Source organism: Microbacterium sp. ISL-59, assembly GCF_018613945.1.
In the GTDB taxonomy this organism is placed as follows: Bacteria; Actinomycetota; Actinomycetes; order Actinomycetales; family Microbacteriaceae; genus Microbacterium; species Microbacterium oxydans_B.
This window is the reverse complement of sequence record NZ_JAGGPG010000002.1, coordinates 747472-769724: the sequence shown is the minus strand read 5'-3', so window position 1 is coordinate 769724 and position 22253 is coordinate 747472. Positions and strand designations below refer to the sequence as shown.

Below are 22253 nucleotides of genomic sequence, written 5' to 3'. Positions count from 1 at the left end.
CGCGGCCGGTGCCGTGCGATCGTGCATGACCGATCGCACGGCACCTCCCGCGTCCGACGACGACCGCGTCCCCGGCGACACCGTCGTCCCGACACCACGAAAGGCGAGTCCTTGGTCGACACCGCTGTTGCCTCACCCCCGACCCCCACGACCACTCCGCCGCGCGCGCCCCGGCAGAACGGGCAGAAGGGCCTGCGCCGATCGACCGCTCCGTTCTGGCTGCTGACGCCCGCGGGCCTGATGATCCTGTTCGTCACCCTGCTCCCGATCGGGTTCCTGGTCTTCACGTCGTTCACCGACTACAACCAGCGCACGCTCTTCACCGGCGCCTTCTCGTTCGTCGGACTCGACCAGTACGCCGCCGTGCTCGCCGATCAGGAGTTCTGGTGGTCGCTCCTGCGGACGGTCCTCTTCACGGCGGCCCTGGTCGGCGGCAGCGTCGTCATCGGTGCGGGAATGTCCCACCTGATGACGCGGCTGCCCTCGTCGCTGCGCTACCTCACGACGGTCGTCCTGATCCTCGCCTGGGCGATGCCGAACGTGGCCTCCTCGATCGTCTGGTCCTGGCTGTTCCAGCCGCAGTACGGCGTCATCAACTGGATGCTGACGCAGACCGGTCTCTTCGGAGACATGACGAGCGTCGACTGGGCGTCCGACCCCACGCTGGCCTGGGTGTGCATCTGGCTCCTCGTCGTCTGGCAGGCCGTGCCGTTCATCGCCCTCACCCTCTACGCCGCCGAGACGCAGGTGCCGCCCGAACTCAAAGAGGCCGCGCGTCTGGACGGAGCCTCCGAGTGGAACATCTACCGGGTCGTCGTGCTCCCCTCGATCGCACCGACGATGCTGCTGGTGACGATGCTCTCGATCATCTGGGACTTCAACGTGTTCAACCAGATCTGGCTCATCTCCGAGGGAGGCCCGGACGGGGCGACATCCACCCTGGGTGTCTTCACCTACACCACCGCCTTCTCGGGCAACCTGCAGATCGGGGCGGGATCGGCCATCGCGGTCGCGTCGACGCTCATCCTCGTGGCGCTCAGCGCCCTCTACATCCGCAACCTCGTGCGTTCGGGAGAAGACCTGTGACCCTCACCACCACCACCACCCGGCAGCGCCGCCGCCGGCGCCGGCCCTGGATCAGCAGCACCATCGCGATCCTCTTCTGCATCGTGTGGGCGTTCCCCGTCTACTGGATGGTCAACACGGCGTTCAAGCCGCGGTCCGAGATGCTCAGCAGCACCCCGCACTTCCTTCCGGAGTCGCCGACGCTCGACAACTTCTTCACGGCGATCGGCAAGGGTCAATTCCTCGTCTATCTGCAGAACTCGGTGATCGTCGTCGCCGGCGCGGTCATCTTCTCGATCGTGCTCGGACTGTTCGCCGCCGCGGCCCTCTCGCGCTTCCGGTTCCGTGGACGGCGGCCGATCCTGGTGCTCATCCTCATCATCCAGATGCTGCCCGCCACCGCGTTGCTCATCCCGCAGTTCCTCATCTTCAACTCGATGGGGCTGCTCGGAACCTATTGGGGCCTCATCTTCGCCTATGTCGCGGGCGTCCTGCCCTTCTCGATCTGGGTCATGCGCGGATTCTTCCTCGCCATCCCGATCGAACTCGACGAGGCCGCGCGCATCGACGGCGCGTCGACCTGGCAGGTGCTGACGAAGGTCCTGTTCCCGCTCGTGATGCCCGGCATCATCTCGAGCAGCGTGTTCGCGTTCATCGCCGCCTGGAACGACTACATCGTGGCCTTCACGTTCATGAAGGACCAGGCGAACTACACGCTGCCGGTCTGGCTGAACTCCTTCACGGTCTCGGTGGGCGGCGAGATGGGCACCGACTACGGCGGGCAGATGGCCGCGGCCACCCTGTTCGCGCTGCCGGTCGTGGTGTTCTTCATGATCATCCAGCGGAACCTCGTGACCGGCATGTCGGCCGGCGCGGTCAAGGGCTGACATCGTGCACCTCATCGGAGAGAGAAGCGTCATGAAGAGATCATCGGGAACACCCCTGCGACGTGTGCTCATCTCGGCCGTCGTGGCCGCTGCGATCGCGGTGAGCATCGCTCCCGCAGCCTCGGCCTCGGCCGCTGCCGCCACGGCGGAGGACGACTGGTTCGTGAGCCCCGACGGGAGCTCCGACTATGCCGCGTCCGCCGCGGCGGCCTACGAGTTCCTCGACGGGCGGGTCGATGAGTACTGCAGCGCCGACGGGATGTGCCTGCCGCGCAGCTACCAGGGCGGATTCTTCTCGACGCCGACCTGGGAGTTCACGTCGTCGTTCCTCTACGACGACGCCCTGACCGTGATGGCGTATGCCGCGCGGGGGCTGCCCGACGACATCCGCCGCGCGCGCTCGATCGGCGATGCGATGCTCTTCGTCCAGGCGAACGACCCCGACTACAGCGACGGACGGACCCGCGCCTCGTATCAGCCGGGAAGCCTCCGGGACGGCGCGGTGGAGATCGGGTCCCCGGCCTCGTTCACCGGCAACCAGGCGTGGGTGGGGATGGCGCTCGCCCGCCTCTTCGACATCACCGGGGAGCAGAAGTACCTCGATGGTGCCGTGCGCCTCGGCGACTGGATCGAGACGAACACCGCCGACACCGTCCGGGCGCCGTTCGGCTACACGGGCGGGCAGGATGCCGCGGGCACGTCCTTCACGTTCAAATCCACCGAGCACAACATCGATGTGACCGCGTTCTTCACCCAGCTCGCGACCCTCACCGGCGACACCGTATGGGCGGACCGGGCCGCGATCGCCGAGGGGTTCATCGCCGCGATGCAGGCGGACGACGACGGGCACCTCTGGACGGGCACGAACCCCGACGGTGTCACGACGAACTACTACCCGACGCCCGAGGACCCGCAGGCCTGGAGCTATCTCGCGACGCTCGACGACCGGTACTCGTCATCGTTGACCTGGACGGTGGACAACCTGCACGCGGTCGACGGCCCCTACGAAGGGCCGGCCTTCAGCAGCGCCGACGTCTCGAAGGTGTGGTTCGAGGGCAGCGGGCAGCTCGCTCTCGCGCTGCGCGCTCGGGGCGGCGAAGGCGATGCCGGGTACGTGCAGAAGATCCTCTCCAGCGTCGAGCTCGCGCAGCGCCAAGCGGTGAACGGCGACGGTAGAGGCATCGTCGCGTCATCGAGCGATGGACTCGACACCGGTTTCGGCGACCTCTACTACGCGAGTCTGCACACCGGCGCGACCTCGTGGTACCTGCTCGCCGTCACCGGCTACAACCCGTTCCGTCTGGCCGTCGACGCGGAGCCGCCGACCACCCCCGGCACGGGTGCTCCGACAGGGATGCCCGCGGATGCCGAGGGCGGCGGTGAAGCGCTCGCCGAGAGCGGATCCGCGGCCCCGGTGGGCCTCATCGCCGCAGCGGCCATCGCGACCGCGATCGGTGCCGTGCTGCTGCCCCGGCGTCGACGTGCGCGTGGCTGAGGACGCCCCGAGCATCTCGGCCGGAACCCGGACGAGGGAGGATGGAGCCGTGGCAGAACTCCGCATCACGACCAAGGCCCTCCCCGAGCACGGCCGCGTCCGCAATCGCGCGATGCTGCTGCAGGCGCTGTTCCACGAAGGACCGCGCAGCCGGGCCGACATCGCTCGCCTGTTCGCACTGAACAAGGTGACGGTGTCGGCGATCGTCGGCGAGCTCATCGAGCAGGGCATCCTCGTGGAAGCGGGGCATTCCGCCGCTGTGCGCGTGGGCAAGCCCGCGACCCTGGTGGCCATCGACGACGACTCGCGGTCGATCATCAGCCTCGACCTGTCGGATGAGCAGGCGTTCCGGGGAGCGGTGATGAACCTGCGCGGACAGGCCTCGACGCTGACGCGATTCGACGGTGAAGTCGATCGACGCGACGCCGCGGCCACGATCGCCCGGGTCATCGCGATGGTGGAGGAGCTGATCGGCGAGGCACCGGCACCCGTGCTCGGCATCGGCGTAAGCAGTCCCGGCCTCGTGGACCGGGATGGCGTGGTCCGGTATGCGCCGCACCTCGGCTGGTTCGACGCCGACGTGCGGGGCGCTCTGCACGAACGCTTCGGGGTGCCCGTGCACATCGTCAACGACGCGAACGGCATGGCGCTCGCCGTGCACACGTTCCGCGAGAACGACGGTCGGAGCATCCTGATCCTCACCATCCAGCGGGGTGTCGGCGCCGGGCTGATCGTCGGCGAGAAGCTGATCGTCGGTGAGGACTTCGCCGCGGGGGAGATCGGGCACGTGGTCGTGGCCCCGCACCGGGAGAAGGCCTGCGCGTGCGGCCGGCACGGATGCCTGGAATCGATCGTCGCGATCCCCGAGCTTCGTCGGCGGATGGACGAGGGGGAGTCGCGGGAGAGTGTGGTGCAGGACGCCGCCGACGCCATTGCCGCGGCCGTCGCGCCCATCATCGCCGTGCTCGGTGCCACACGCGTGGTGCTCGCCGGTCCCGAAGACGTCCTCGACGACGACTTCGCCGCCGCGGTGCAGCGCTGCCTCACCGCTCGTACCCTCCCCGCCACCACGCGGCCGATCGGTGTCGACATCGGCTCCGACGGCGGGCTGCTCGGCCTGCAGGGGGCGGCCGTCGCGGTACTCTCGGCGGAGCTGGGCATCTCGTGACCACGGGGGTCGGATGCCGTCATGAGCGGGGGCGTGCCTGATGGGGTCGAGGAAAGCGGATGCGATCGTGGCGAGCCGCGGCACGGAGAAGGCGCTTCCGGAGCACACCCGTCAGGTGAACCGCTCGCTGATCCTGCGGACGCTGTTCCACGGAGCAGCGATGAGCCGTGCCGACCTCGCCAGGGTCACCGGACTGACCAGGGTGAGCGTCTCCCGGATCGTCGATGACCTCATCGCCGAGGGGCTCGTGCTCGAGCACGAGCCGAGCTCGGGAGGGCGCGTCGGCAAGCCGAGCACGTCCATCGCGCTGAACCCGCACGCCTATCACGTGGTGACCCTCGACCTCTCGGCGTACGCCGAGCTCACCGGCGCCATCATGAGCCTCGACGGCGAAGTGGTGCACTCGATGAGCGTGCCGATGGACGGGGCGACCGGACCCGCACTCCTCGAGAAGGTGTGCGCGCTGGCCTCGGCCCTCGTGAAACGCTCCACCGTCCGCGTGCTCGGCGTGGGCGTCGGGTCGCCCGGCGTCGTCAACGCCGAGGGAGTGGTGCGGGAGGCGGTCGCGTTCGACTGGCACGACCTCGACGTCGGCTCGGCGATCGCCGCGGTGGTCCCCGTGCCGGTGCACATCGCCAACGATGCCAACGCCGCCGCCCTCGCCGCCCGGACCTATGGTCAACCCGCCGTCGACGACCTCGTCCTCGTGCGGATCGGACAGGGCATCGGCAGCGGCGTGGTCGTCGGGGGCACGCTCGTCACCGGTCATCGGTTCACCGCCGGAGAGATCGGTCACGTCCTCATCGACGAAGCCGGCGCGCGGTGCCGGTGCGGTCGCCGCGGATGCCTGGAAGTGGTCGCCGCCGTCCCGTACATCCGCCAGCTGCTGGCCGAACCCGGCGCCTCCGCGACCGAGGTCCTCGGTGCGGCGGGGCGGGCCCTGGGGCGGGTGCTGACTCCGGTCGTCACGGCTCTCGGGCTCGAGCAGGTCGTGCTGTCCGGTCCGGAAGACATCGTGGGCGGCGTGTTCCTCGAAGAGGCCAAGACGACGATCGAGGAGCAGACGCTGGCGATCGTCACCGATGCCCTCGACATCCGCGTGGCCGTGCGCGGCGACGACATCGTGCTGCTCGGCGGTACTGCTCTCGTGATCGCCGAGGAACTCGGCATCCGCTGAGCCGAGCCTCGCACGCGCGTGAGGCGCGAGAACGGGCGGAGAAACTAGACCTTCGCCACTTCTGCGGGGGCCCTCGCTGTGCGAATGTTCCTAACGTGGCCGTCCGGCCGCCCACGGACCGCACGCGGACCGTGGTCCTGCCAGAGAGGTTCCGATGTCCGGTTCGTCGCGCCGAAGGATGCCGTCGGTGCTCACCGCCGCACTCGTCGCCGCGGTGTTCGCGGCCGCCGTGCCCGCCGTCTCGGGTGCCTTCGCCGCCGCTGACGGTTCCACGTCCGGGGAGGGCATCCCGGATCCTTCGCGCTCGGTCACGCTGGCCTACGAGTTCCTCGACGCGCGCGTCGATCAGTTCTGCGACGGCGAGGGCCGCTGCCTGCCGCGCAGCTACGAGGGGGGATTCTTCACCACGCCGAGCTGGGACTTCACGCCGTCGTTCGTCTACGACGACGCCTTGGTGGTCATGGCGTACACCGCCCGCGGTCTGCCGGACGACATCCGACGTGCGCGGACGATCGGCGACGCCCTCCTCTTCGTGCAGGAGAACGACCCGATCGGTGATGGGCGCACCCGCGCGTCGTATGAGCCGCACGGCATCCGGCAGGGGCGAGTGGAGATCACGGGCCCTGGGACCTTCACCGGCAACCAGGCCTGGGTCGGGATGGCCCTCACTCGACTCGCGCACACGACCGGAGACCCGCGGTACCTCGAGGGGGCGCTGCGCGTCGGTCAGTGGATCCAGGACAACACGGCCGACATGGCCCGGGCGCCGCACGGCTACACCGGCGGCCAGCTCGAGGACGGCACGTCACTGACCTGGAAGTCCACGGAGCACAACAGCGACGTGGTCGGGTTCTTCACCCAGCTGGCGCAGCTCACCGGCGATACGGTGTGGGCAGATCGGGCGGCCGTCGCCGCGAGTTTCGTCGCGGCGATGCAGAGCGCCGACGGCCACGTGAACACCGGTACCGGCCTCGACGGCTCGACGATCAACACCCGGCCCATCCCCCTCGACGCGCAGACATGGAGCTCGCTCGCCACCGGCGACCCGCGTTACGGGGCGGCACTGGATTGGACCCTCGAGAACCTGATCGCAACCGACGGCCCCTACACCGGACCGTCGATCAGCGAGGTCGACGTGTCAAAGGCGTGGTTCGAGGGCAGCGGACACCTGGCGCTGGCTCTCCGGCTGCGCGACGGTGCGGGTGATGCCGAGACGGCGGAGACGCTGCTGCACAGCATCCGTCTGGCCCAGCGCGATGCCCCGAACGGCGACGGCAAGGGGATCGTCGCGACCTCGAACGACGGCCTCGACTCGGGCTTCGGCGATCTCTACTACGCGAGCCTGCACACCGGCGCGACGGCGTGGTACCTGCTCGCATCGGCGGAGGACAACCCGTTCGTGCTGCCGGTCGACCCGGCCTCTTGAGGACGAGCCGCCCCCGTGCGTGCAGACGCAAGGGGCTGGTTCGAACCGAAGGGGGTGGGTCGGGTTACGCGGCGACGCGGGCGACGGCGGCGATGGCGCTCGTGAAGAAGTCGAGTCCGTCGATGCCGCTGCGCATGGCGGCTGCGGTGTCGGGGCCGAAGCCCGCCTCGGTGGCGTGCTCGGGGTGCGGCATGAGGCCGACCACGTTGCCCGCTTCGTTCGTGACACCGGCGATGTCGCGGAGCGACCCGTTCGGGTTCACGCCGGCGTAGCGGAAGGCCACGAGACCCTCACCCTCGATGCGGTCGAGGGTCTGCTCGTCGGCGATGTAGCCGCCGTCGGCGTTCTTCAGCGGGATCACGATCTCCTGGCCGTTGCGGAACGCGTTCGTCCAGGCGGTGTCGGAGTTCTCGACCGTGAGGCGCTGGTCGCGGCGCACGAAGTGCTGGTGGTTGTTGCGGATCAGTCCGCCGGGCAGCAGGTGCGCCTCGACGAGCATCTGGAAGCCGTTGCAGATGCCGAGCACGGGCATGCCCTTGGCGGCGGCATCCTTCACCTCGGACATGATCGGCGAGAGCGCCGCGATCGCGCCGGCGCGCAGGTAGTCGCCGTAGCTAAAGCCGCCGGGGAGGACGAGCGCGTCGACGCCCTCGAGGTCGTGCGAGCCGTGCCACAGGGCGACGGGCTCGGCGCCGGCGATGCGCACGGCGCGCTGCGCGTCGCGGTCGTCGAGCGAGCCGGGGAAGGTGATGACGCCGATGCGCGTGGTCACTCCGCGACCTCGATGCCGACGACGTCTTCGATCACGGAGTTGGAGAGCACCTCGTCGGCGATGCGCCGGGCCTCGGCGAGGACCTCGTCGGTGACCTCGCCCTCGACGGTGAGCTCGAAGCGCTTGCCGATGCGGACGTCGGTGAAGCCCTCGACGCCGAGGCGGGCGAAGGCGCCGGAGACGGCCTTACCCTGCGGGTCGAGCAGTTCGGGCTTGGGCATGACGTCGACGACGATGGTGGGCATGACGGCTCCAAGAGTCGCGGGCGGAGGGGCGCACCCAGTCTACCGTCCCGAGGGGAGCTGCCTACGCGGAGTGGAAGACGGTGTGCAGGTCGCCGACGGCCTCGCGACCGCCGAGGCCGTCGATCTCGAACAGCACCGAGATGCCGACGACGTGGCTGCCGAGACGCTCGACGAGTTCGCGTCCGGCGGCGAGCGTGCCACCCGTGGCGAGCACATCGTCGATGAGCAGCACCCGGGAGCCGGCGGGCAGGTCGTCGTGCATCTCGATCGTGGCGGTGCCGTACTCGAGGGCGTAGTCGACGGATGCCGCGGGGCGGGGCAGCTTGCCCGCCTTGCGGATCGGGATGAGGCCGACGCCCGCGGCGATCGCGGCGGCGCTGGCGAGGATGAAGCCGCGCGCCTCGATGCCGGCGATCACGTCGAACTGGCCGGCGAAGGGCTCGATGATCGCCTCGGTCGTGACCCGCAGCGCCTCGGCGTCGGCGAGGAGCGGCGTGATGTCGCGGAAGATGATGCCCGGCTGCGGATAGTCCGGCACGTTGCGGATCAGGGTTTCGGCGCGGACGAGGGCAGGAGACAGGGCGGCTTCGGGCACCGGACAAGGGTACGCCGCTCGACCTGATCTGGACGATTCGCCGACCGGGCGACGATCAGCCGAGGTTTCCGCGGCATCCCTCCGGTGGATCGTCACCCCCTCGGCCGATCGTCACCAACCTCGGCCGATCGTCGCAACCGGCACGGCTTGACACCGTGGGAGCGCTCCCATAGAGTGACTGCTCAGTTCGTGGGAGCGCTCCCACGGCGTCCCGAAAGCAGCAAGACCGCACGACCCCCACCACAAAGGAGTGAACCGTGAACACACGTGCCCGCCACCGGATCCTCGCGATTGCCGCCGTGGCATCCGTCTCCGCCCTCGCCCTCGCCGGTTGCGCCGGCAATGCCGACGGCGCCCCCGAAGGCAGTGCCGACGAGGATGTCACGCTGACCGTCACCACGTTCGGCACCTTCGGCTACGACGACCTCTACAAGGAGTACGAGAAGGCGCACCCGAACGTCAAGATCGAGGCGACCAACATCGACACCGGCGGCAACGCCCGCACCGACGCCTTCACCAAGATCGCCGCCGGCTCCGGCCTCAGCGACGTCGTCGCGATCGAAGAGGGCTGGCTCGGCGCCATCATGGACGTCTCCGACACCTTCGTCGACCTGCGCGACTACGGCATCGAAGACCGCAAGGCCGACTGGGTCGACTGGAAGTACGGCCAGGCGACGGATGCCGAAGGCCGCGTCATCGGCTACGGCACCGACATCGGCCCGAGCGGCATCTGCTACAACGGTGCCGCATTCGAAGCCGCCGGCCTGCCGAGCGACCGCGAGTCCGTCGCCGAGTTGCTCAACGGCGACTGGGAGAACTACTTCAAGGTCGGTGCCGACTACACGGCCAAGACCGGCAAGGCCTGGTACGACCACTCCGGCTTCGTCTGGAACGCCATGGTCAACCAGCTCGATGAGGGCTACTACACGACAGACGGCAAGCTGAACGTCGAGGACAACGCCGAGCTCAAGGAGCGCTTCGAGCTGCTGGGTGCGGCGACCGAGGGCGGCCAGTCCGCTGCGCAGACGGCCTGGGACTGGAACGGCGGCAAGTCGTTCGTCGACGGAACCTTCGCGACCTTCGTGTGCCCGGGCTGGATGCTCGGCGTCGTGCAGGGTCAGGTCGAGGCCGGCGGCGGCGACGCCTCCACCGGCTGGGACTTCGCCGACGTGTTCCCCGGCGGCGCAGCCAACTGGGGCGGCGCCTTCCTGTCGATCCCGGAGTCCTCGCAGCACAAGGAGGCGGCCGCTGAGCTCGCCGACTGGCTGACGCAGCCGGAGCAGCAGGTGAAGCAGTCCGCCGCCGCGGGCAACTTCCCCTCGACGATCAAGGCGCAGGAGACCCTGGCCGCCGACGCGACGCCGAACGAGTTCTTCAACGACGCTCCGACCGGGGCGATCCTCGCCGAGCGTGCCAAGGGTGTCGTCGCCCAGTTCAAGGGTGCCGATGACTCGGTGATCCAGGAGAACGTGTTCGGCCCGGCTCTCAGCAGCCTCGATCGCGGCGAGACCGACACGCAGCGTTCCTGGGACCAGGCGATCAAACTCCTGAACGAGCTCGTCGACTGACCCATCCTTCCGATCCGACAGGCTCAGCGGCCCGCGCCGGGTCGCTGAGCCTGTCGGAGCACCGCCCGGTCGGACCGTTCGACGGGCTCAGAGCCCCCGGTTCGTGGACAAGGAAACGCACATGACTCTCACCGCCCCGCCTGCGGAGCAGCAGCGCACGGCATCCGGTTCGGCACCGGCCGCCCCGCCGAAGCGCCCCTGGCGCCACCGCGTCTCGCGGTTCGACCAGAACGCCTCCCCGTACTTCTACATCTCGCCGTTCTTCCTGCTGTTCGGGCTGGTCGGCCTGTTCCCGCTGCTCTACACCGTGTGGGTGGCCGTGCACGAGTGGGACCTGCTCAAGGGCGAGGGCGACTTCGTCGGCGTGGGCAACTTCGTCGAGATCCTCGGCGACGCCATGTTCTGGAACTCGATCGGCAACACCCTGAGCATCTTCCTGCTCTCCGCGATCCCCCAGCTGGCGGTCGCGCTCGTGATCGCCTACCTCCTCGACCGGGGGCTCCGCGCCCCGACCTTCTGGCGGATGAGCGTGCTGATCCCGTTCGTCGTCACCCCTGTCGCGGTCGCCATCATCTTCTCGAGCATCTTCAACGAGGCCGACGGCCTGGCCAACAACCTGCTCAACCTCATCGGCATCGCCGACCAGGAATGGAAGCACAACACCGCCCTGTCGCACATCGCGATCGCCGTGATGGTGAACTTCCGCTGGACCGGGTACAACGCCCTGATCCTCCTCGCCGCCATGCAGGCGGTGCCGCGCGACCTGTACGAGTCGGCCGCCCTCGACGGCGCAGGCGCCGCCCGCCGCTTCTTCTCGATCACGATCCCCACGATCCGTCCGACCCTGATCTTCGTGATCATCACCGCGACGATCGGCGGGCTGCAGATCTTCGCCGAGCCCCGCCTGTTCGACGTCTCGACGGCCGGCGGCATCGGCGGCAGTGACCGGCAGTTCCAGACCACGGTGCTCTTCCTCTGGGAGCTGGCGTTCTTCCGCCGCGACCTCGGCGAGGCCTCCGCCGTCGCCATCCTGCTGTTCCTGCTGATCGTCGGCATCGGAGTGATCAACTTCCTCATCTCCCGGCGCATCTCCACCGGCGACGGCCCGAAGAACCGCGCCGAGCGCCGGCGCACACGCACAGCTGCCGCGGCCGCCGCCACGGCTGCCGCGTCCACGACGATCGCCACCACCACCGAGGAGAACGCGCGATGACCGCCACCCAGGCGCTGAGCGTCCCCGAGAAGATCCGTCGACGTCGTGCCGTCGGAGGCAACGCCGGCATCGGCAGCCGCCCCGGATTCCTGACCTACGGGCTCCTCGCCGCGTTCATCATCGGCAGCGTGTATCCGCTGTGGTGGTCGGTCGTGGTCGCCAGCGGCACGAACGCCACCCGCGGCGAGACCCTCCCGCTGATCCCCGGCGGCAACTTCCTGGCCAACGCGGCCAAGGTCTTCGATGCGATCCCGTTCTGGCTCGCGCTGGGCAACTCGTTCCTGATCTCGGGCATCATCACGATCTCGGTCGTCACGTTCTCCACCCTCGCCGGCTACGCCTTCGCGAAGCTGAAGTTCAAGGGTCGCGACGGAATGATGATCTTCGTGATCGCGACCATGGCGATCCCGACGCAGCTGGGCATCATCCCGCTGTTCATGCTCATGCGGGAGCTCGGGTGGACCGGCTCGATCGGCGCCGTCATCGTGCCGACCCTCGTCACCGCGTTCGGGGTGTTCTTCATGCGGCAGTACCTCGTCGACGTCATCCCGGACGAGCTGATCGAAGCCGCCCGCATGGACGGCGCGAACCAGTTCCGCACGTTCCTGACCGTCGGGCTCCCCGCTGCCCGACCGGCCATGGCCATCCTCGGACTCTTCACCTTCATGACGGCGTGGACCGACTACCTGTGGCCGCTGATCGTGCTCTCCCCGCAGAACCCGACCCTGCAGACGGCGCTCAGCCAGCTGCAGTCGGGCTACTACATCGACTACTCGATCGTGCTCGCCGGTGCGGTGCTCGCGACCCTTCCGCTGCTCGTGCTCTTCGTGGTCGCGGGTCGGCAGCTGGTCAGTGGCATCATGGCGGGCGCGGTGAAAGGATGACCCCTATGACCCGCTCCTTCCCCGAGAACTTCCTCTTCGGCGCTGCGACCGCGGCGTACCAGATCGAAGGGGCGGCGTTCGAGGATGGACGCACGGCATCGATCTGGGACGCGTTCGCCCGCGTGCCCGGCGCCGTGATCGGCGGCGACAACGGCGACGTGGCCTGCGACCACTATCACCGGTACCGCGACGACGTCGCGCTGATGACCGAGCTCGGGCTGCAGACGTACCGCTTCTCGACGTCGTGGTCGCGCGTGCGGCCGGACGGCGGTGCCGTGAATCCGGCCGGAGTCGACTTCTACGAGCGCCTGGTGGACGAGCTGCTCGCAGCCGACATCCTGCCCTGGCTGACGCTGTACCACTGGGATATGCCGCAGGCGCTGCAGGATGCCGGTGGCTGGACCAACCGCGACACGGTCGACCGGTTCCTCGAGTACGCCGGCACCATGCACGACGCGCTCGGCGATCGGGTCAACGTGTGGACGACGCTCAATGAGCCCTGGTGCTCGTCCTTCCTCTCCTACACCGGAGGGGAGCACGCTCCGGGACACACCAGCGTCGCCGAGGGGCTGCTCGCCTCGCATCACCTGCTGCTCGCGCACGGCAAGACCGTGCAGGAGCTGCGGGGACGCGACGCTTCGCTCAACCTCGGCATCACCCTGAACCACACGGTCGCCGACCCCGCCGACCCGCAGAACCCCGCCGACGTCGACGCCGCCCGCCGCGTGGACGGGCAGTTCAACCGCTGGTTCCTCGACCCGATCTACCGCGGCAGCTACCCCGCCGACATCGTCGAGGACATCCGCGCGGTGGATGCCGACGCCGTCGCCCAGTTCGAGGCCGCGGTCCACGACGGCGACCTCGAGACCATCTCCCAGCACATCGACACGCAGGGCGTGAACTACTACCACGGCGACTTCCTGTCGGGCACGGCTCCCGCCGAGGCACCGGTCTCCGGAGGGCCCGCCACCGAGCGCGCCGGCCGCAGCCCCTACCCGTCGAGCGACGGCATCCACTCGGTCGAGCGGGGGCTGCCGCGCACGGCGCAGAACTGGGAGGTGCAGCCCGAGGGGCTCACCCGGGTGCTGCAGCGGGTCTGGAGCGAGTACGCCGAGCCCGCGGGCACCGTGCTGTACATGACCGAGAACGGCGCCGCCTACGACGACGTCGTGGTGGTCGAAGACGGCGAGACGCGCGTGCACGATGCCGACCGCACGGAGTTCCTGCGCCTGCACCTCGGTGCGGTGCTCGATGCCGCGGAGTCGGGTGTCGACGTGCGGGGCTACTTCTACTGGTCGATGTTCGACAACTACGAATGGGCCTGGGGTTACGACAAGCGCTTCGGCATCGTGCGCGTCGATTACGACACCCAGGAGCGGAGCCTCAAGGACTCCGGTCGGGAGTACGCGCGCATCATCGCGGCCCGGTCGCTGTAGCCGTAGGGCCGTCGAATCGCGCGAATGGTCCTCTCCACGGACCGGATGGGACCATTGCGCGATTCGAAGCGCGAACGTCGGTGAGAATAGGGCGATGGAAGAGTGCGTACGTTGATGTCGCCCCGAGCGACCATCGAAGAGGTGGCCTCGGCCGCCGGTGTCTCCCGGTCGACCGTGTCGCGGGTCGTGAACGGGTCGACGGCGGTGAGCCCGGAGGCGCTCGCCGCCGTGCGTGCCGCGATCGACGAGTTGAACTACGTGCCCAACCGCGCGGCGCGCTCTCTCGCTTCGCGGCAGACGCACGCGATCGCCCTGATCGTGCCGGAAGACACGAATCGCTTCTTCGGCGACCCGTTCTTCGCCGCGATCGTCGCCGGCATCACGGGCGCCCTCGGCGGATCCGACTACCTGCTCAACCTCCTCATCGCGAGTGACGACCCGGGCGACAAGATGACGGGCTTCGTGCGCAACGGCGGCGTCGACGGGGCGTTGATCGTGTCGCATCACACCAGCGACGCATTCATCGACCGGGTCGCGGATGCCGTGCCGGTGGTCTACGGCGGTCGGCCCGTACGCCGGCTCGAGGGCGACTACGTCGTCGACGTCGACAACGTTGCGGGCGCCCGCACCGCGACCCGTCGACTGATCGACATCGGACGCACGCGGATCGCGACGATCTCGGGCCCGCTGACCATGGTCTCCTCCGGCGACCGCATCCAGGGTTTCCGGGCCGCTCTCGCCGAGGCCGGGCTGACGCCGTTCGCCGAGGAGCAGGGCGACTACAGCGAGGCCAGCGGAGCGGATGCCGTGCGGCGCATCCTCGAAAAAGGTCGACCGGACGCGATCTTCGTCGCCAGCGACCTGATGGCGCGCGGTGCGCTGACGGTGCTGCGCGCCGCCGGTGTGCGGGTTCCCGAGGACATCGCCCTGGTCGGGTTCGACGACTCGTCCGTGGCGATCACGACCGATCCGCAGCTCACGACGATGCGCCAGCCGATGTATGCGCAGGGCGAGACCATGGCCCGGGTGCTGCTGTCGCGTCTCGCGGGGCAGGACCCGCCGCAGACCACCATCCTGCCGACCGAGCTCGTGGTCCGCGCCTCGGCCTGAGCGGGTCTCGGCCGGGCCGGAAGGAACACGGGCGCGCCCCTGACGCCCCCTCCTGGCCAGGGACGCACCCGTGCGTCTGGGCTGCACGACTTCGGAGATCGGCGGCGAATCGCCCAGCGAAGGGCGGATGCCGCGGCGCGGCGCCTCGGATCTCCGAAGTCGTGCCCGGCTGAGCGAGTCAGCCGAAGTTCGAATCCAGTCATAGGTTGAATGGATGTTCAGTGATTAATCTATACGGCAGGGGGAGCATTCGGAAAAGTCCGGCCGGCTGAACTCAGGAGGTGGATGCCGCGTGGCACGCTCCGACGAGCAGAATCGGCAGGCCAGGCAACGCGCCAGGGAGACCATCCTGGAGGCCGCCATCGAGGTCTTCAGCGAACGAGGAGTCGCGGGCGCGAGCATCGCCGCGATCACGAAGCGGGCGGGCGTCGCCCAGGGCCTCGTGAACTACCACTTCGGCGGCAAGGAACAGCTCGTCGCCGCCGTCATCGACCGATGGTTCGAGACCGTACTCGGGTTCGCGCGAGTGGAGGGCACCCCTGACGAGATGCTCGCCGCCGTGATCGACGGGGCCCTCACGGCCACCGCCTATGCGATCCCCCTGCAGCGGGCGGTGCTGGCGATGCAGCAGCAGCCGGCCACGCACCGACTGTTCGCCGAATCGGAGGCTCGGCACGAAGTGCGCGCCACCGCGGCGGAGGATGCCGTGCGGCAGCTGTTCCGCGCGCGCGGCGCCGAGGATCCGGCCCTCGAAGAGGTCATGCTCCGCAGCACCCTCGAGGGCGTCTTCGTGAAGTTCGCCGTCTTCGGCGACACCTATCCGCTCGAAGACGCCCGGCGCTGGGTGCACCTCCGCTACGGGCTCCCCGCGCCGACGACGCCCATCGCTCCGCCGGTTCCGCTCCGCGACGGCGAACCGCGCCCGCGTGCCACGGCGGCCCTGGGGTCGGAGCAGCAGGCGTGATCGCATGACGTCGATCGACCTGAACTCGGACCTCGGCGAGAACGTGGCCGACCGGATCGTCAGCGATGACGCGAGCATGCTCCGCCTCGTCACGAGCGCGAACGTGTCGTGCGGGTTCCACGCCGGCAGCCCCGAGGGCATCCGTGAGACGCTCGCCGCCGCCGTGGAGGGCGGCGTCGTGATCGGGGCGCATCCCGCCTATCGCGACTACGAGAACTTCGGGCGCACCCGCCTCGACGTCGACTCGGCCACGCTCCAGGCGCATGTCGAGTACCAGCTCGGAGCGCTGATGGGACTCGCCGCCGCGGTGGGCGGCACGGTCTCCTACGTCAAGCCGCACGGGGCGCTCTACAACACCATCGCGCGCGATGAGCGGCAGTCGAAGGATGTGGTGGCGGCGATCCGCGCGATCGACCCGAGCCTCGTGCTGCTGGGACTCTCCGGGGGCGTCGTGCTCGACGTCGCCGAGCGGGCCGGGCTCGCCGTCGCCGCCGAGGCCTTCGCCGATCGGGCCTATCAGCCCGACGGGCAGCTCGTGTCGCGCACCGAGGCAGGCGCCGTGCTGCATGACCCGGCCGCGGTGGCGGAGCGCATGGTGCGCCTCGCTGCCGACGGTGTGATCCGGGCGATCGACGGCACGGACGTGCCCGTGGTGGCGCAGTCGATCTGCGTGCACGGCGACAGCCCCGGCTCAGTGGCGATGGCTGCCGAGACCAAGCGGATGCTGCAGGACGCGGGCATCACGATCGCACCGTTCGCGGGCTCCCGATGAGGCGATCGGCGCAGGTCGGCTGATGCGCATCCTCACGGCATCCGATCGCGCTCTGCTCGTCGAGGCGGCCGACCTCGATGAGGCGATGCGCCTGAACCTCGCATGGGAGGGGCTGCCGGGCGTCGTCGAGCGCGTCCCCGGAGCCCGCACGGTGCTCGTGCGGTTCGACCCGCTGCGCGTCTCGGCCACCGAGCTCGCGCACACGCTGGCGGCGACGGAGGTCGACGCCACACGCCCGCCCCGCACCGGGGAGGTCACGATCCCCGTGCAGTACGACGGTGAAGACCTCGACGAAGCGGCATCCGCGCTCGGCGTCTCGGTGGAGGAGCTGGTGAACCGGCACCTCGCCGCGGACTGGCGGGTCGCGTTCTCGGGGTTCGCCCCCGGATTCGGGTACGTCGTGAGCAGCGATCCGCTCTTCGACGTGCCGCGCCGCTCGTCTCCGCGTACACGCGTGCCCGCCGGGTCGGTCGCACTCGCCGGACCGTTCACCGGCGTCTACCCGCGCGAGAGTCCCGGTGGCTGGCAGCTGATCGGTCGCACGGATGCCGTGATGTGGGACATCGACCGTGATCCGCCGGCCCTCCTCGCTCCCGGCACCGCGGTGCGCTTCGAGCGGGTGCGGGCGGATGCGCGGCTGAGCCGAAACGGAGACGGTTGGGCGCCCACCCGGCGCGTCGCGCGGCAACTGGCCGACGCGGATGCGGATGGTCTGGGTTTCGGCACAGCATCCGCGGTCGAGGTCGTCCGGCCCTCGCTGCAGCTGCTGGTGCAGGATGCCGGGCGCCCGGGGTTCGCGGCGCTCGGGGTCTCGGCATCCGGAGCCGCCGACCGGCGCGCGATGCGGGATGCGAACCGTGCCGTGGGGAACGCGGAGGTGGCCGCGGTGCTCGAGAGTGTCGGGGGAGCGGTGCTCCGGTTCCACGGGGCGGGTGTCGCGGCGGTCACGGGGGCGATCGGCGCGCTCGCCCTGGCCGGAGCTGAGGGCTTCGCTCGTCCGATCCTCCACGGCGAGCCCTTCGCCACGTTCGACGGCGACGAGCTGACACTCGGCCATCCAGATCGCGGTCTGCGGTACGTCATCGGGGTCCGCGGCGGAGTCGTTGTCGCGCTCGCGCTGGGAAGCCGTGCGTCCGACACCCTTGCGGGACTCGGTCCGGAGCCGCTCGCGGCCGGGGCCGTCCTCCCGATCGGCGAGGCCGCTCCGCACCCCGTCGAGCCTGGCGCCGTGCCGCGCGACCTCCCGGCCTCCGGCGATGTCGTCGAGCTCGAGATCACGCTCGGTCCGCGCGACGACTGGTTCACGGCGGATGCCCTCGAGGTGCTCACGGCCCAGGAGTGGACGGTCACACCGCGCTCCGACCGGGTCGGCATCCGTCTCCAGGGCGATGCCCCGCTGGAGCGTTCCGTCGACGGCGAGCTGCCCAGCGAGGGAGCGGTCACCGGTGCGATCCAGGTGCCACCCGACGGGCAGCCGGTGCTCTTCCTCCCCGACCACCCGCTCACCGGCGGGTACCCGGTCATCGGCGCCCTCACCGACCGCAGCCTCGACCTCGCAGGTCAACTGCCGCCGGGCGTGCGCCTTCGATTCGCCGTGCAGGTGCGCTCGGCTGGCTGAGTGCCGCCGCCGATCGGTTCACAACTCCGCAGAAACTGTATCGATCCGGAGTGGTACGGCCGTAGGGAGGTGTTCGGGCCGGGTTTCTGAGGAGTTGTGAACGCGATGCGCGTCCCGCTAGGCGGGGTCGCCGCCGAGCGGGCCGACCGCCTCGAGCGGCTTCGGGTCGTCGGCGCCGGTCTTGCGCAGACGGGCGATCAGGTTGCCCAGGTGGTAGATCAGGATCGCCGCGACCGTGGCGATGACGATGCCGCCGAGTTCGAAGCCGGACGCCTCGTCCTTGATCATGAATCCGCCGACGGCCATGATCAGGGCCACGGCTGCGGTGTACTGGTTGACCGGGCGCGAGAAGTCGACGCGGTTGTCGACCCAGATCTTGATGCCGATGACGCCGATGAGGCCGTACAGCGCCGTGGTCACGCCGCCGAGCACTCCGGCGGGCACCGAGTTGATGACCTCGCCGAACTTGGGCGAGAGGCTGAGCAGGATCGCGGCGATGCCGGCGACCCAGTAGGCGGCCGTGGAGTACACGCGGGTGGAGGCCATCACGCCGATGTTCTCGCCGTAGGTCGTGGTGCCCGAACCGCCGAAGAAGCCGGCGAGGGTGGTCGAGACGCCGTCGGCGATCAGGGCCTTGCCGGTCTGCTGGTTCACGCTCGCGTCGCCCGTCATGGTCGCGACGCCGCGCACGTGTCCGACGTTCTCGGCGATCAGCACGAGCACGACCGGGAGGAACATCGCGAGGGCGGTGAGGGTGCCGGGCTCGGTGAAGTTCGGGAAGGTGAAGGTGGGGAGGCCGACCCAATCGGCCTTCTCCACGGCCGAGAAATCGAGCTCGCCACGGAACGCCGCGAAGATGTAGCCGGCGATGACGCCGAGGAAGATCGAGATGCGTCCGAGGAATCCGCGGAACACGACCGCGAAGAGGATCGTGATGGCGAGCGTGAACGTGGCGGTCACGGGGGCGTCGGCGTAGTTGTCGTGCGCGGCGCCGGCGAGGTTGAACCCGATGAGGGCGACGATCGTTCCGGCGAGCACCGGCGGCAGGAAGCGGTCGACCCACTTGACACCGACCGTGTGCACGACGACGCCGATGATCGCGAGCAGCACGCCGACGGCGACGATGCCGGCCAGGGCGGTGCCCATGTTCGCCGAGGCGGTGGCTGCCGTGACCGGCGCGATGAACGCGAACGACGAACCGAGATAGCTGGGCAGCTTGTTGCGCGTGACCAGCAGGAACAGGATGGTGCCGACACCGCTGAACAGCAGGGTCGTGGCGACCGGGAAGCCGGTGATGATCGGCACCAGGAACGTCGCGCCGAACATCGCGACGACGTGCTGGAGTCCGATCGCGATCGTGGCGGGCCAGTTCAGGCGCTCGTCGGGACGGACGACGGCGCCGGGCTCGACCGTGCGGCCGTTTCCGTGCAACTTCCACAGGGCCATGCGGGCTCCTCAAGGTTCGGGGGATGGCAGGAGTGCCGGAGCAACACTATCGATTCCTGAGTTTTTCCTGAGCGCTTCTACCAGGGTAGACGCGAAGGTAGAATGGTAGACATGAGCCTCAACATCAAGAACGAGACTACGCATGAGCTCGTGCGTCGACTCGCGGCGTTGACCGGTCAGAGTCAGACGAGTGCAGTCGAGGATGCGGTGCGGCGGCGTCTCGCCGAGTTGGAGCAGCAGCAATCGGCCGACGAAGAGGAGCGTCGTCGCCGTATCCGTGCGGTGATCCGCCGGGCGCAGCAGCTTCCCTCCACCGGGCGCACGACCGAGGAGATCATGGACGAGCTCTACGACGAGACGGGGATGCCGCGATGATCGTCGACTCCTCGGCGTTGGTCGCGGTGCTGATGGCTGAGCCGGAAGCCGAAGAGATGAGCGACCTGTTGGAGTCGCGGCCCTTCGCCTTGTCCGCGGCCACGCTCGCGGAGTGCACGATCGTCCTCCGCAGCAAGGGCGGCGAAGCGAAGGCGCTTGCGCTCGACGAGCTTCTGGAGGTGACGCGATCAGAGGTCGTTCCCGTCGATGAGGTGCAGGCGCGCCTGGCGGGCAGGGCATACGCCCGCTACGGCCGAGGGTCAGGGAGCCGCGCTCGCCTGAACTACGGCGACTGCTTCTCCTATGCGCTCGCGATCACCCGCGACGAGCCGCTGCTGTTCAAGGGAGACGACTTCGTCCACACCGACGTGCGGCTCGTCGAGTAGGCCGGTCCGGTCAGGTCCGCGACGGGCCCGCGGGAGATCGGGATCAGGCGCCGAGGCGTTCGATCAGCTCGCGGTAGCGGTCGGCGGTGCGCTCGACGACATCGGCGGGGAGGGCCGGCGGCTCGCCCTGCTTGTCCCAGTTCGCGGCCATCCAGTCGCGCACGATCTGCTTGTCGAAGCTCGCCATCCGCTCGCTCGGGGTGGTGCCGGTGCGCCAGGCCTCGGCGTCCCAGTAGCGCGACGAGTCGCTCGTGAGCACCTCGTCGGCCAGGCACAGGGTGCCGTCGGCATCCGTCCCGAACTCGAACTTGGTGTCGGCGAGGATCAGGCCCTTCTCCTCGGCGATCTCGGCGGCACGGGCGTAGATCGCGAGCGAGGTGTCGCGCAGCTCGGCCGCGCGCTCCGCTCCGACCAGTTCGACGGTGCGCTCGAACGTGATGTTCTCGTCGTGCTCGCCCATCGGCGCCTTGTAGGCCGGGGTGAACAGGGGCTCGGGCAACCTGTCGCCGTTCTGCAGGCCGGCGGGCAGCGGAATGCCGCACACCGTGCCGCTCTCCTGGTACTCGGCCCAGCCGGAACCGGTGATGTAGCCGCGCACGACGCACTCGATCGGCAGCATCTCGAGCGACTGCGCGAGCATGGCGCGGTCGGCGACTTCCTCGGGCAGGTCGCCCTCGGCGATGTGGTTGGGGAAGTCGGAGAGCTGCGCGAACCACCAGCGGCTCAGTCGCGTCAGCAGGGCCCCCTTGTCCGTGATGCCGGGGGAGAGCACGAAGTCGAAGGCGCTCACGCGGTCGGAGGCGACGACGAGGATGCGCGTGTCCGCCGGATCCTCGGAGGCGTACAGGTCGCGGACCTTGCCCGAGTAGATGTGCCGCCAGCCGGGGATGCTCTGTGCCGTGCCTTCTGAAGGAGTGCTCACCCGCCCATTATCCCGGTTCCGTCAGCACCCACCCGCCGAGAAGTCGCGGACCGTGGGTCGCATCGACGGGTGTCGGAACGGTTGTCTAGCGTGGAGGGGTGGCTGATGACATCTTCACCGACCGGCTCCGCCTGTCGCGGGCGGTCCCGTCCGACCTCGACGCGATCTTCGCGATCCAGAACGATCCGCGGGTGTGGGGTCACTATCCGAGCCTTCGGCACACCGACCCCGCGACGTCTCTCCAGATGATGGACCGCTGGGATCGCAGCTGGAAGCAGGCGGGACTCGGTTCGTGGGTCGCGCGGCTGCGCGACACGGGAGAGATCATCGGCAACGGCGGGTGCACGCTGTTGCGCGATGAGGTGTGGAACGTCGGCTACCGGATCGCGGCCGACCATCACGGGCACGGGTATGCGACCGAGCTCGCACGTGCGGGCATCGAGCAGGCGCGGATCATCGCCCCCGATCGCCCGGTGATCGCTTTCCTCGTGGAGCACAACCGCGCGTCGGCGCACGTCGCCGAGAAGCTCGGCCTGGAACTCGTGCATCGTGCGCCGGATGTCGGCAACCCCGATCCCGCGGTGATGCGGCTCGTGTACGCGGATCGTCCGCTCACCCCGGCGCAGCTCGCGGCCGCTCTCGGCTGATCCGCCCCGGCCGCCGGTCTTGTCGCTGTCGGCGGTCCCGCGTATAGTCCACATGGACTATTTGAGCGCGACACCCGGGGAG

The 22253-nt window shown here is 69.3% G+C and carries 22 protein-coding genes; 17 read left to right on the top strand and 5 right to left on the bottom strand.

Going from position 1 to position 22253, the window contains the following annotated elements:
- The first annotated feature begins 111 nt into the window (after positions 1–111).
- The 6 genes from J7E45_RS07810 (at position 112) to J7E45_RS07785 (ending at position 7218) form a co-directional block, all read left to right on the top strand.
- On the top strand, positions 112–1086 hold the full coding sequence (locus J7E45_RS07810) for a carbohydrate ABC transporter permease (RefSeq protein WP_208617645.1): 975 nt from the start codon (positions 112–114) through the stop codon (positions 1084–1086).
- The gene (locus J7E45_RS07805) at positions 1083–1952 is read left to right on the top strand and encodes a carbohydrate ABC transporter permease (protein ID WP_215068306.1); all 870 of its coding nucleotides are present in this window, start codon (positions 1083–1085) and stop codon (positions 1950–1952) included. Before J7E45_RS07810 ends, J7E45_RS07805 begins: the two co-directional genes overlap by 4 nt.
- A gap of 31 nt (positions 1953–1983) precedes the next feature.
- A complete protein-coding gene (locus J7E45_RS07800) occupies positions 1984–3447 on the top strand; it encodes a hypothetical protein (RefSeq protein ID WP_215068304.1) in 1464 nt (487 codons plus the stop codon).
- Positions 3448–3496: 49 nt separating this feature from the next.
- Entirely contained in the window at positions 3497–4615 is a 1119-nt protein-coding gene (locus J7E45_RS07795; RefSeq protein ID WP_167381575.1) for an ROK family transcriptional regulator, read from the top strand.
- Positions 4616–4655: 40 nt separating this feature from the next.
- Positions 4656–5792: an ROK family transcriptional regulator gene (locus J7E45_RS07790; protein WP_215068302.1), complete on the top strand. Its 1137-nt coding sequence runs from the start codon at positions 4656–4658 to the stop codon at positions 5790–5792.
- Between the two features lie 178 nt (positions 5793–5970).
- Positions 5971–7218 carry a hypothetical protein gene (locus tag J7E45_RS07785; protein ID WP_251053896.1) on the top strand — a complete coding sequence of 416 codons (1248 nt, stop codon included), beginning with the start codon at positions 5971–5973 and terminating at the stop codon, positions 7216–7218.
- Between the two features lie 64 nt (positions 7219–7282).
- Here J7E45_RS07785 and purQ read toward each other — a convergent pair whose 3' ends face one another.
- From purQ to J7E45_RS07770, 3 genes are all read right to left on the bottom strand, one after another.
- Positions 7283–7990: a phosphoribosylformylglycinamidine synthase subunit PurQ gene (gene purQ / locus J7E45_RS07780; protein WP_091032641.1), complete on the bottom strand. Its 708-nt coding sequence runs from the start codon at positions 7988–7990 to the stop codon at positions 7283–7285.
- Positions 7987–8235, bottom strand: a complete 249-nt coding sequence (gene purS / locus J7E45_RS07775; RefSeq protein WP_017204254.1) for a phosphoribosylformylglycinamidine synthase subunit PurS — start codon at positions 8233–8235, stop codon at positions 7987–7989. The genes purQ and purS overlap by 4 nt, the downstream gene beginning before the upstream one ends.
- A gap of 61 nt (positions 8236–8296) precedes the next feature.
- The gene (locus J7E45_RS07770; protein ID WP_029263067.1) at positions 8297–8830 is read right to left on the bottom strand and encodes an adenine phosphoribosyltransferase; all 534 of its coding nucleotides are present in this window, start codon (positions 8828–8830) and stop codon (positions 8297–8299) included.
- 257 nt (positions 8831–9087) lie between these two features.
- Here J7E45_RS07770 and J7E45_RS07765 point away from each other — a divergent pair, with 257 nt between their 5' ends.
- The 8 genes from J7E45_RS07765 to J7E45_RS07730 all read left to right on the top strand — a co-directional run bounded on the left by J7E45_RS07765 (position 9088) and on the right by J7E45_RS07730 (position 18395).
- Positions 9088–10398 (top strand): ABC transporter substrate-binding protein, encoded by a 1311-nt coding sequence (locus tag J7E45_RS07765; protein ID WP_215068298.1) that lies wholly within the window; start codon positions 9088–9090, stop codon positions 10396–10398.
- Between the two features lie 121 nt (positions 10399–10519).
- A complete protein-coding gene (locus J7E45_RS07760) occupies positions 10520–11611 on the top strand; it encodes a carbohydrate ABC transporter permease (RefSeq protein ID WP_167632839.1) in 1092 nt (363 codons plus the stop codon).
- On the top strand, positions 11608–12495 hold the full coding sequence (locus tag J7E45_RS07755; RefSeq protein ID WP_091032633.1) for a carbohydrate ABC transporter permease: 888 nt from the start codon (positions 11608–11610) through the stop codon (positions 12493–12495). Before J7E45_RS07760 ends, J7E45_RS07755 begins: the two co-directional genes overlap by 4 nt.
- 5 nt (positions 12496–12500) lie before the next feature.
- The gene (locus J7E45_RS07750) at positions 12501–13931 is read left to right on the top strand and encodes a GH1 family beta-glucosidase (protein ID WP_215068296.1); all 1431 of its coding nucleotides are present in this window, start codon (positions 12501–12503) and stop codon (positions 13929–13931) included.
- A gap of 114 nt (positions 13932–14045) precedes the next feature.
- Positions 14046–15041, top strand: a complete 996-nt coding sequence (locus J7E45_RS07745) for a LacI family DNA-binding transcriptional regulator (RefSeq protein WP_215069724.1) — start codon at positions 14046–14048, stop codon at positions 15039–15041.
- Positions 15042–15333: 292 nt separating this feature from the next.
- Positions 15334–16005, top strand: coding sequence for a TetR family transcriptional regulator (locus J7E45_RS07740; protein WP_308162075.1), 672 nt, complete (start codon positions 15334–15336; stop codon positions 16003–16005).
- 4 nt (positions 16006–16009) lie between these two features.
- Complete coding sequence (locus tag J7E45_RS07735; RefSeq protein ID WP_215068294.1) at positions 16010–16777, top strand: LamB/YcsF family protein; 768 nt, start codon at positions 16010–16012, stop codon at positions 16775–16777.
- 22 nt (positions 16778–16799) lie between these two features.
- Positions 16800–18395 (top strand): urea amidolyase family protein, encoded by a 1596-nt coding sequence (locus tag J7E45_RS07730; protein ID WP_215068292.1) that lies wholly within the window; start codon positions 16800–16802, stop codon positions 18393–18395.
- Positions 18396–18512: 117 nt separating this feature from the next.
- Here J7E45_RS07730 and J7E45_RS07725 read toward each other — a convergent pair whose 3' ends face one another.
- Positions 18513–19841: a uracil-xanthine permease family protein gene (locus J7E45_RS07725; RefSeq protein ID WP_091032623.1), complete on the bottom strand. Its 1329-nt coding sequence runs from the start codon at positions 19839–19841 to the stop codon at positions 18513–18515.
- A 111-nt stretch (positions 19842–19952) separates the two neighbouring features.
- Here J7E45_RS07725 and J7E45_RS07720 point away from each other — a divergent pair, with 111 nt between their 5' ends.
- Together J7E45_RS07720 and J7E45_RS07715 are read left to right on the top strand one after the other, a co-directional pair.
- Positions 19953–20216, top strand: a complete 264-nt coding sequence (locus J7E45_RS07720; protein ID WP_105710732.1) for a type II toxin-antitoxin system VapB family antitoxin — start codon at positions 19953–19955, stop codon at positions 20214–20216.
- A complete protein-coding gene (locus tag J7E45_RS07715) occupies positions 20213–20602 on the top strand; it encodes a type II toxin-antitoxin system VapC family toxin (protein ID WP_215068290.1) in 390 nt (129 codons plus the stop codon). Before J7E45_RS07720 ends, J7E45_RS07715 begins: the two co-directional genes overlap by 4 nt.
- Positions 20603–20645: 43 nt before the next feature.
- On the opposite strand, the gene J7E45_RS07710 is transcribed toward J7E45_RS07715, so the two are convergent.
- On the bottom strand, positions 20646–21524 hold the full coding sequence (locus J7E45_RS07710) for a phosphoribosylaminoimidazolesuccinocarboxamide synthase (protein ID WP_215068288.1): 879 nt from the start codon (positions 21522–21524) through the stop codon (positions 20646–20648).
- 98 nt (positions 21525–21622) lie between these two features.
- Here J7E45_RS07710 and J7E45_RS07705 point away from each other — a divergent pair, with 98 nt between their 5' ends.
- Complete coding sequence (locus J7E45_RS07705; RefSeq protein ID WP_215068286.1) at positions 21623–22171, top strand: GNAT family N-acetyltransferase; 549 nt, start codon at positions 21623–21625, stop codon at positions 22169–22171.
- The last annotated feature ends 82 nt before the right edge of the window (positions 22172–22253 follow it).

Excerpts from the sequence above, each read along its gene's own strand:
- J7E45_RS07800 (WP_215068304.1), top strand. The coding sequence starts at position 1,984 with ATGAAGAGATCATCGGGAACACCCCTGCGACGTGTGCTCATCTCGGCC.
- J7E45_RS07790 (WP_215068302.1), top strand. The coding sequence starts at position 4,656 with ATGGGGTCGAGGAAAGCGGATGCGATCGTGGCGAGCCGCGGCACGGAG.
- J7E45_RS07785 (WP_251053896.1), top strand. The coding sequence starts at position 5,971 with ATGCCGTCGGTGCTCACCGCCGCACTCGTCGCCGCGGTGTTCGCGGCC.
- purS (WP_017204254.1), bottom strand. The coding sequence starts at position 8,235 with ATGCCCACCATCGTCGTCGACGTCATGCCCAAGCCCGAACTGCTCGAC.
- J7E45_RS07760 (WP_167632839.1), top strand. The coding sequence starts at position 10,520 with ATGACTCTCACCGCCCCGCCTGCGGAGCAGCAGCGCACGGCATCCGGT.
- J7E45_RS07755 (WP_091032633.1), top strand. The coding sequence starts at position 11,608 with ATGACCGCCACCCAGGCGCTGAGCGTCCCCGAGAAGATCCGTCGACGT.
- J7E45_RS07750 (WP_215068296.1), top strand. The coding sequence starts at position 12,501 with ATGACCCGCTCCTTCCCCGAGAACTTCCTCTTCGGCGCTGCGACCGCG.
- J7E45_RS07745 (WP_215069724.1), top strand. The coding sequence starts at position 14,046 with ATGTCGCCCCGAGCGACCATCGAAGAGGTGGCCTCGGCCGCCGGTGTC.
- J7E45_RS07735 (WP_215068294.1), top strand. The coding sequence starts at position 16,010 with ATGACGTCGATCGACCTGAACTCGGACCTCGGCGAGAACGTGGCCGAC.
- J7E45_RS07730 (WP_215068292.1), top strand. The coding sequence starts at position 16,800 with ATGCGCATCCTCACGGCATCCGATCGCGCTCTGCTCGTCGAGGCGGCC.
- J7E45_RS07725 (WP_091032623.1), bottom strand. The coding sequence starts at position 19,841 with ATGGCCCTGTGGAAGTTGCACGGAAACGGCCGCACGGTCGAGCCCGGC.
- J7E45_RS07720 (WP_105710732.1), top strand. The coding sequence starts at position 19,953 with ATGAGCCTCAACATCAAGAACGAGACTACGCATGAGCTCGTGCGTCGA.
- J7E45_RS07715 (WP_215068290.1), top strand. The coding sequence starts at position 20,213 with ATGATCGTCGACTCCTCGGCGTTGGTCGCGGTGCTGATGGCTGAGCCG.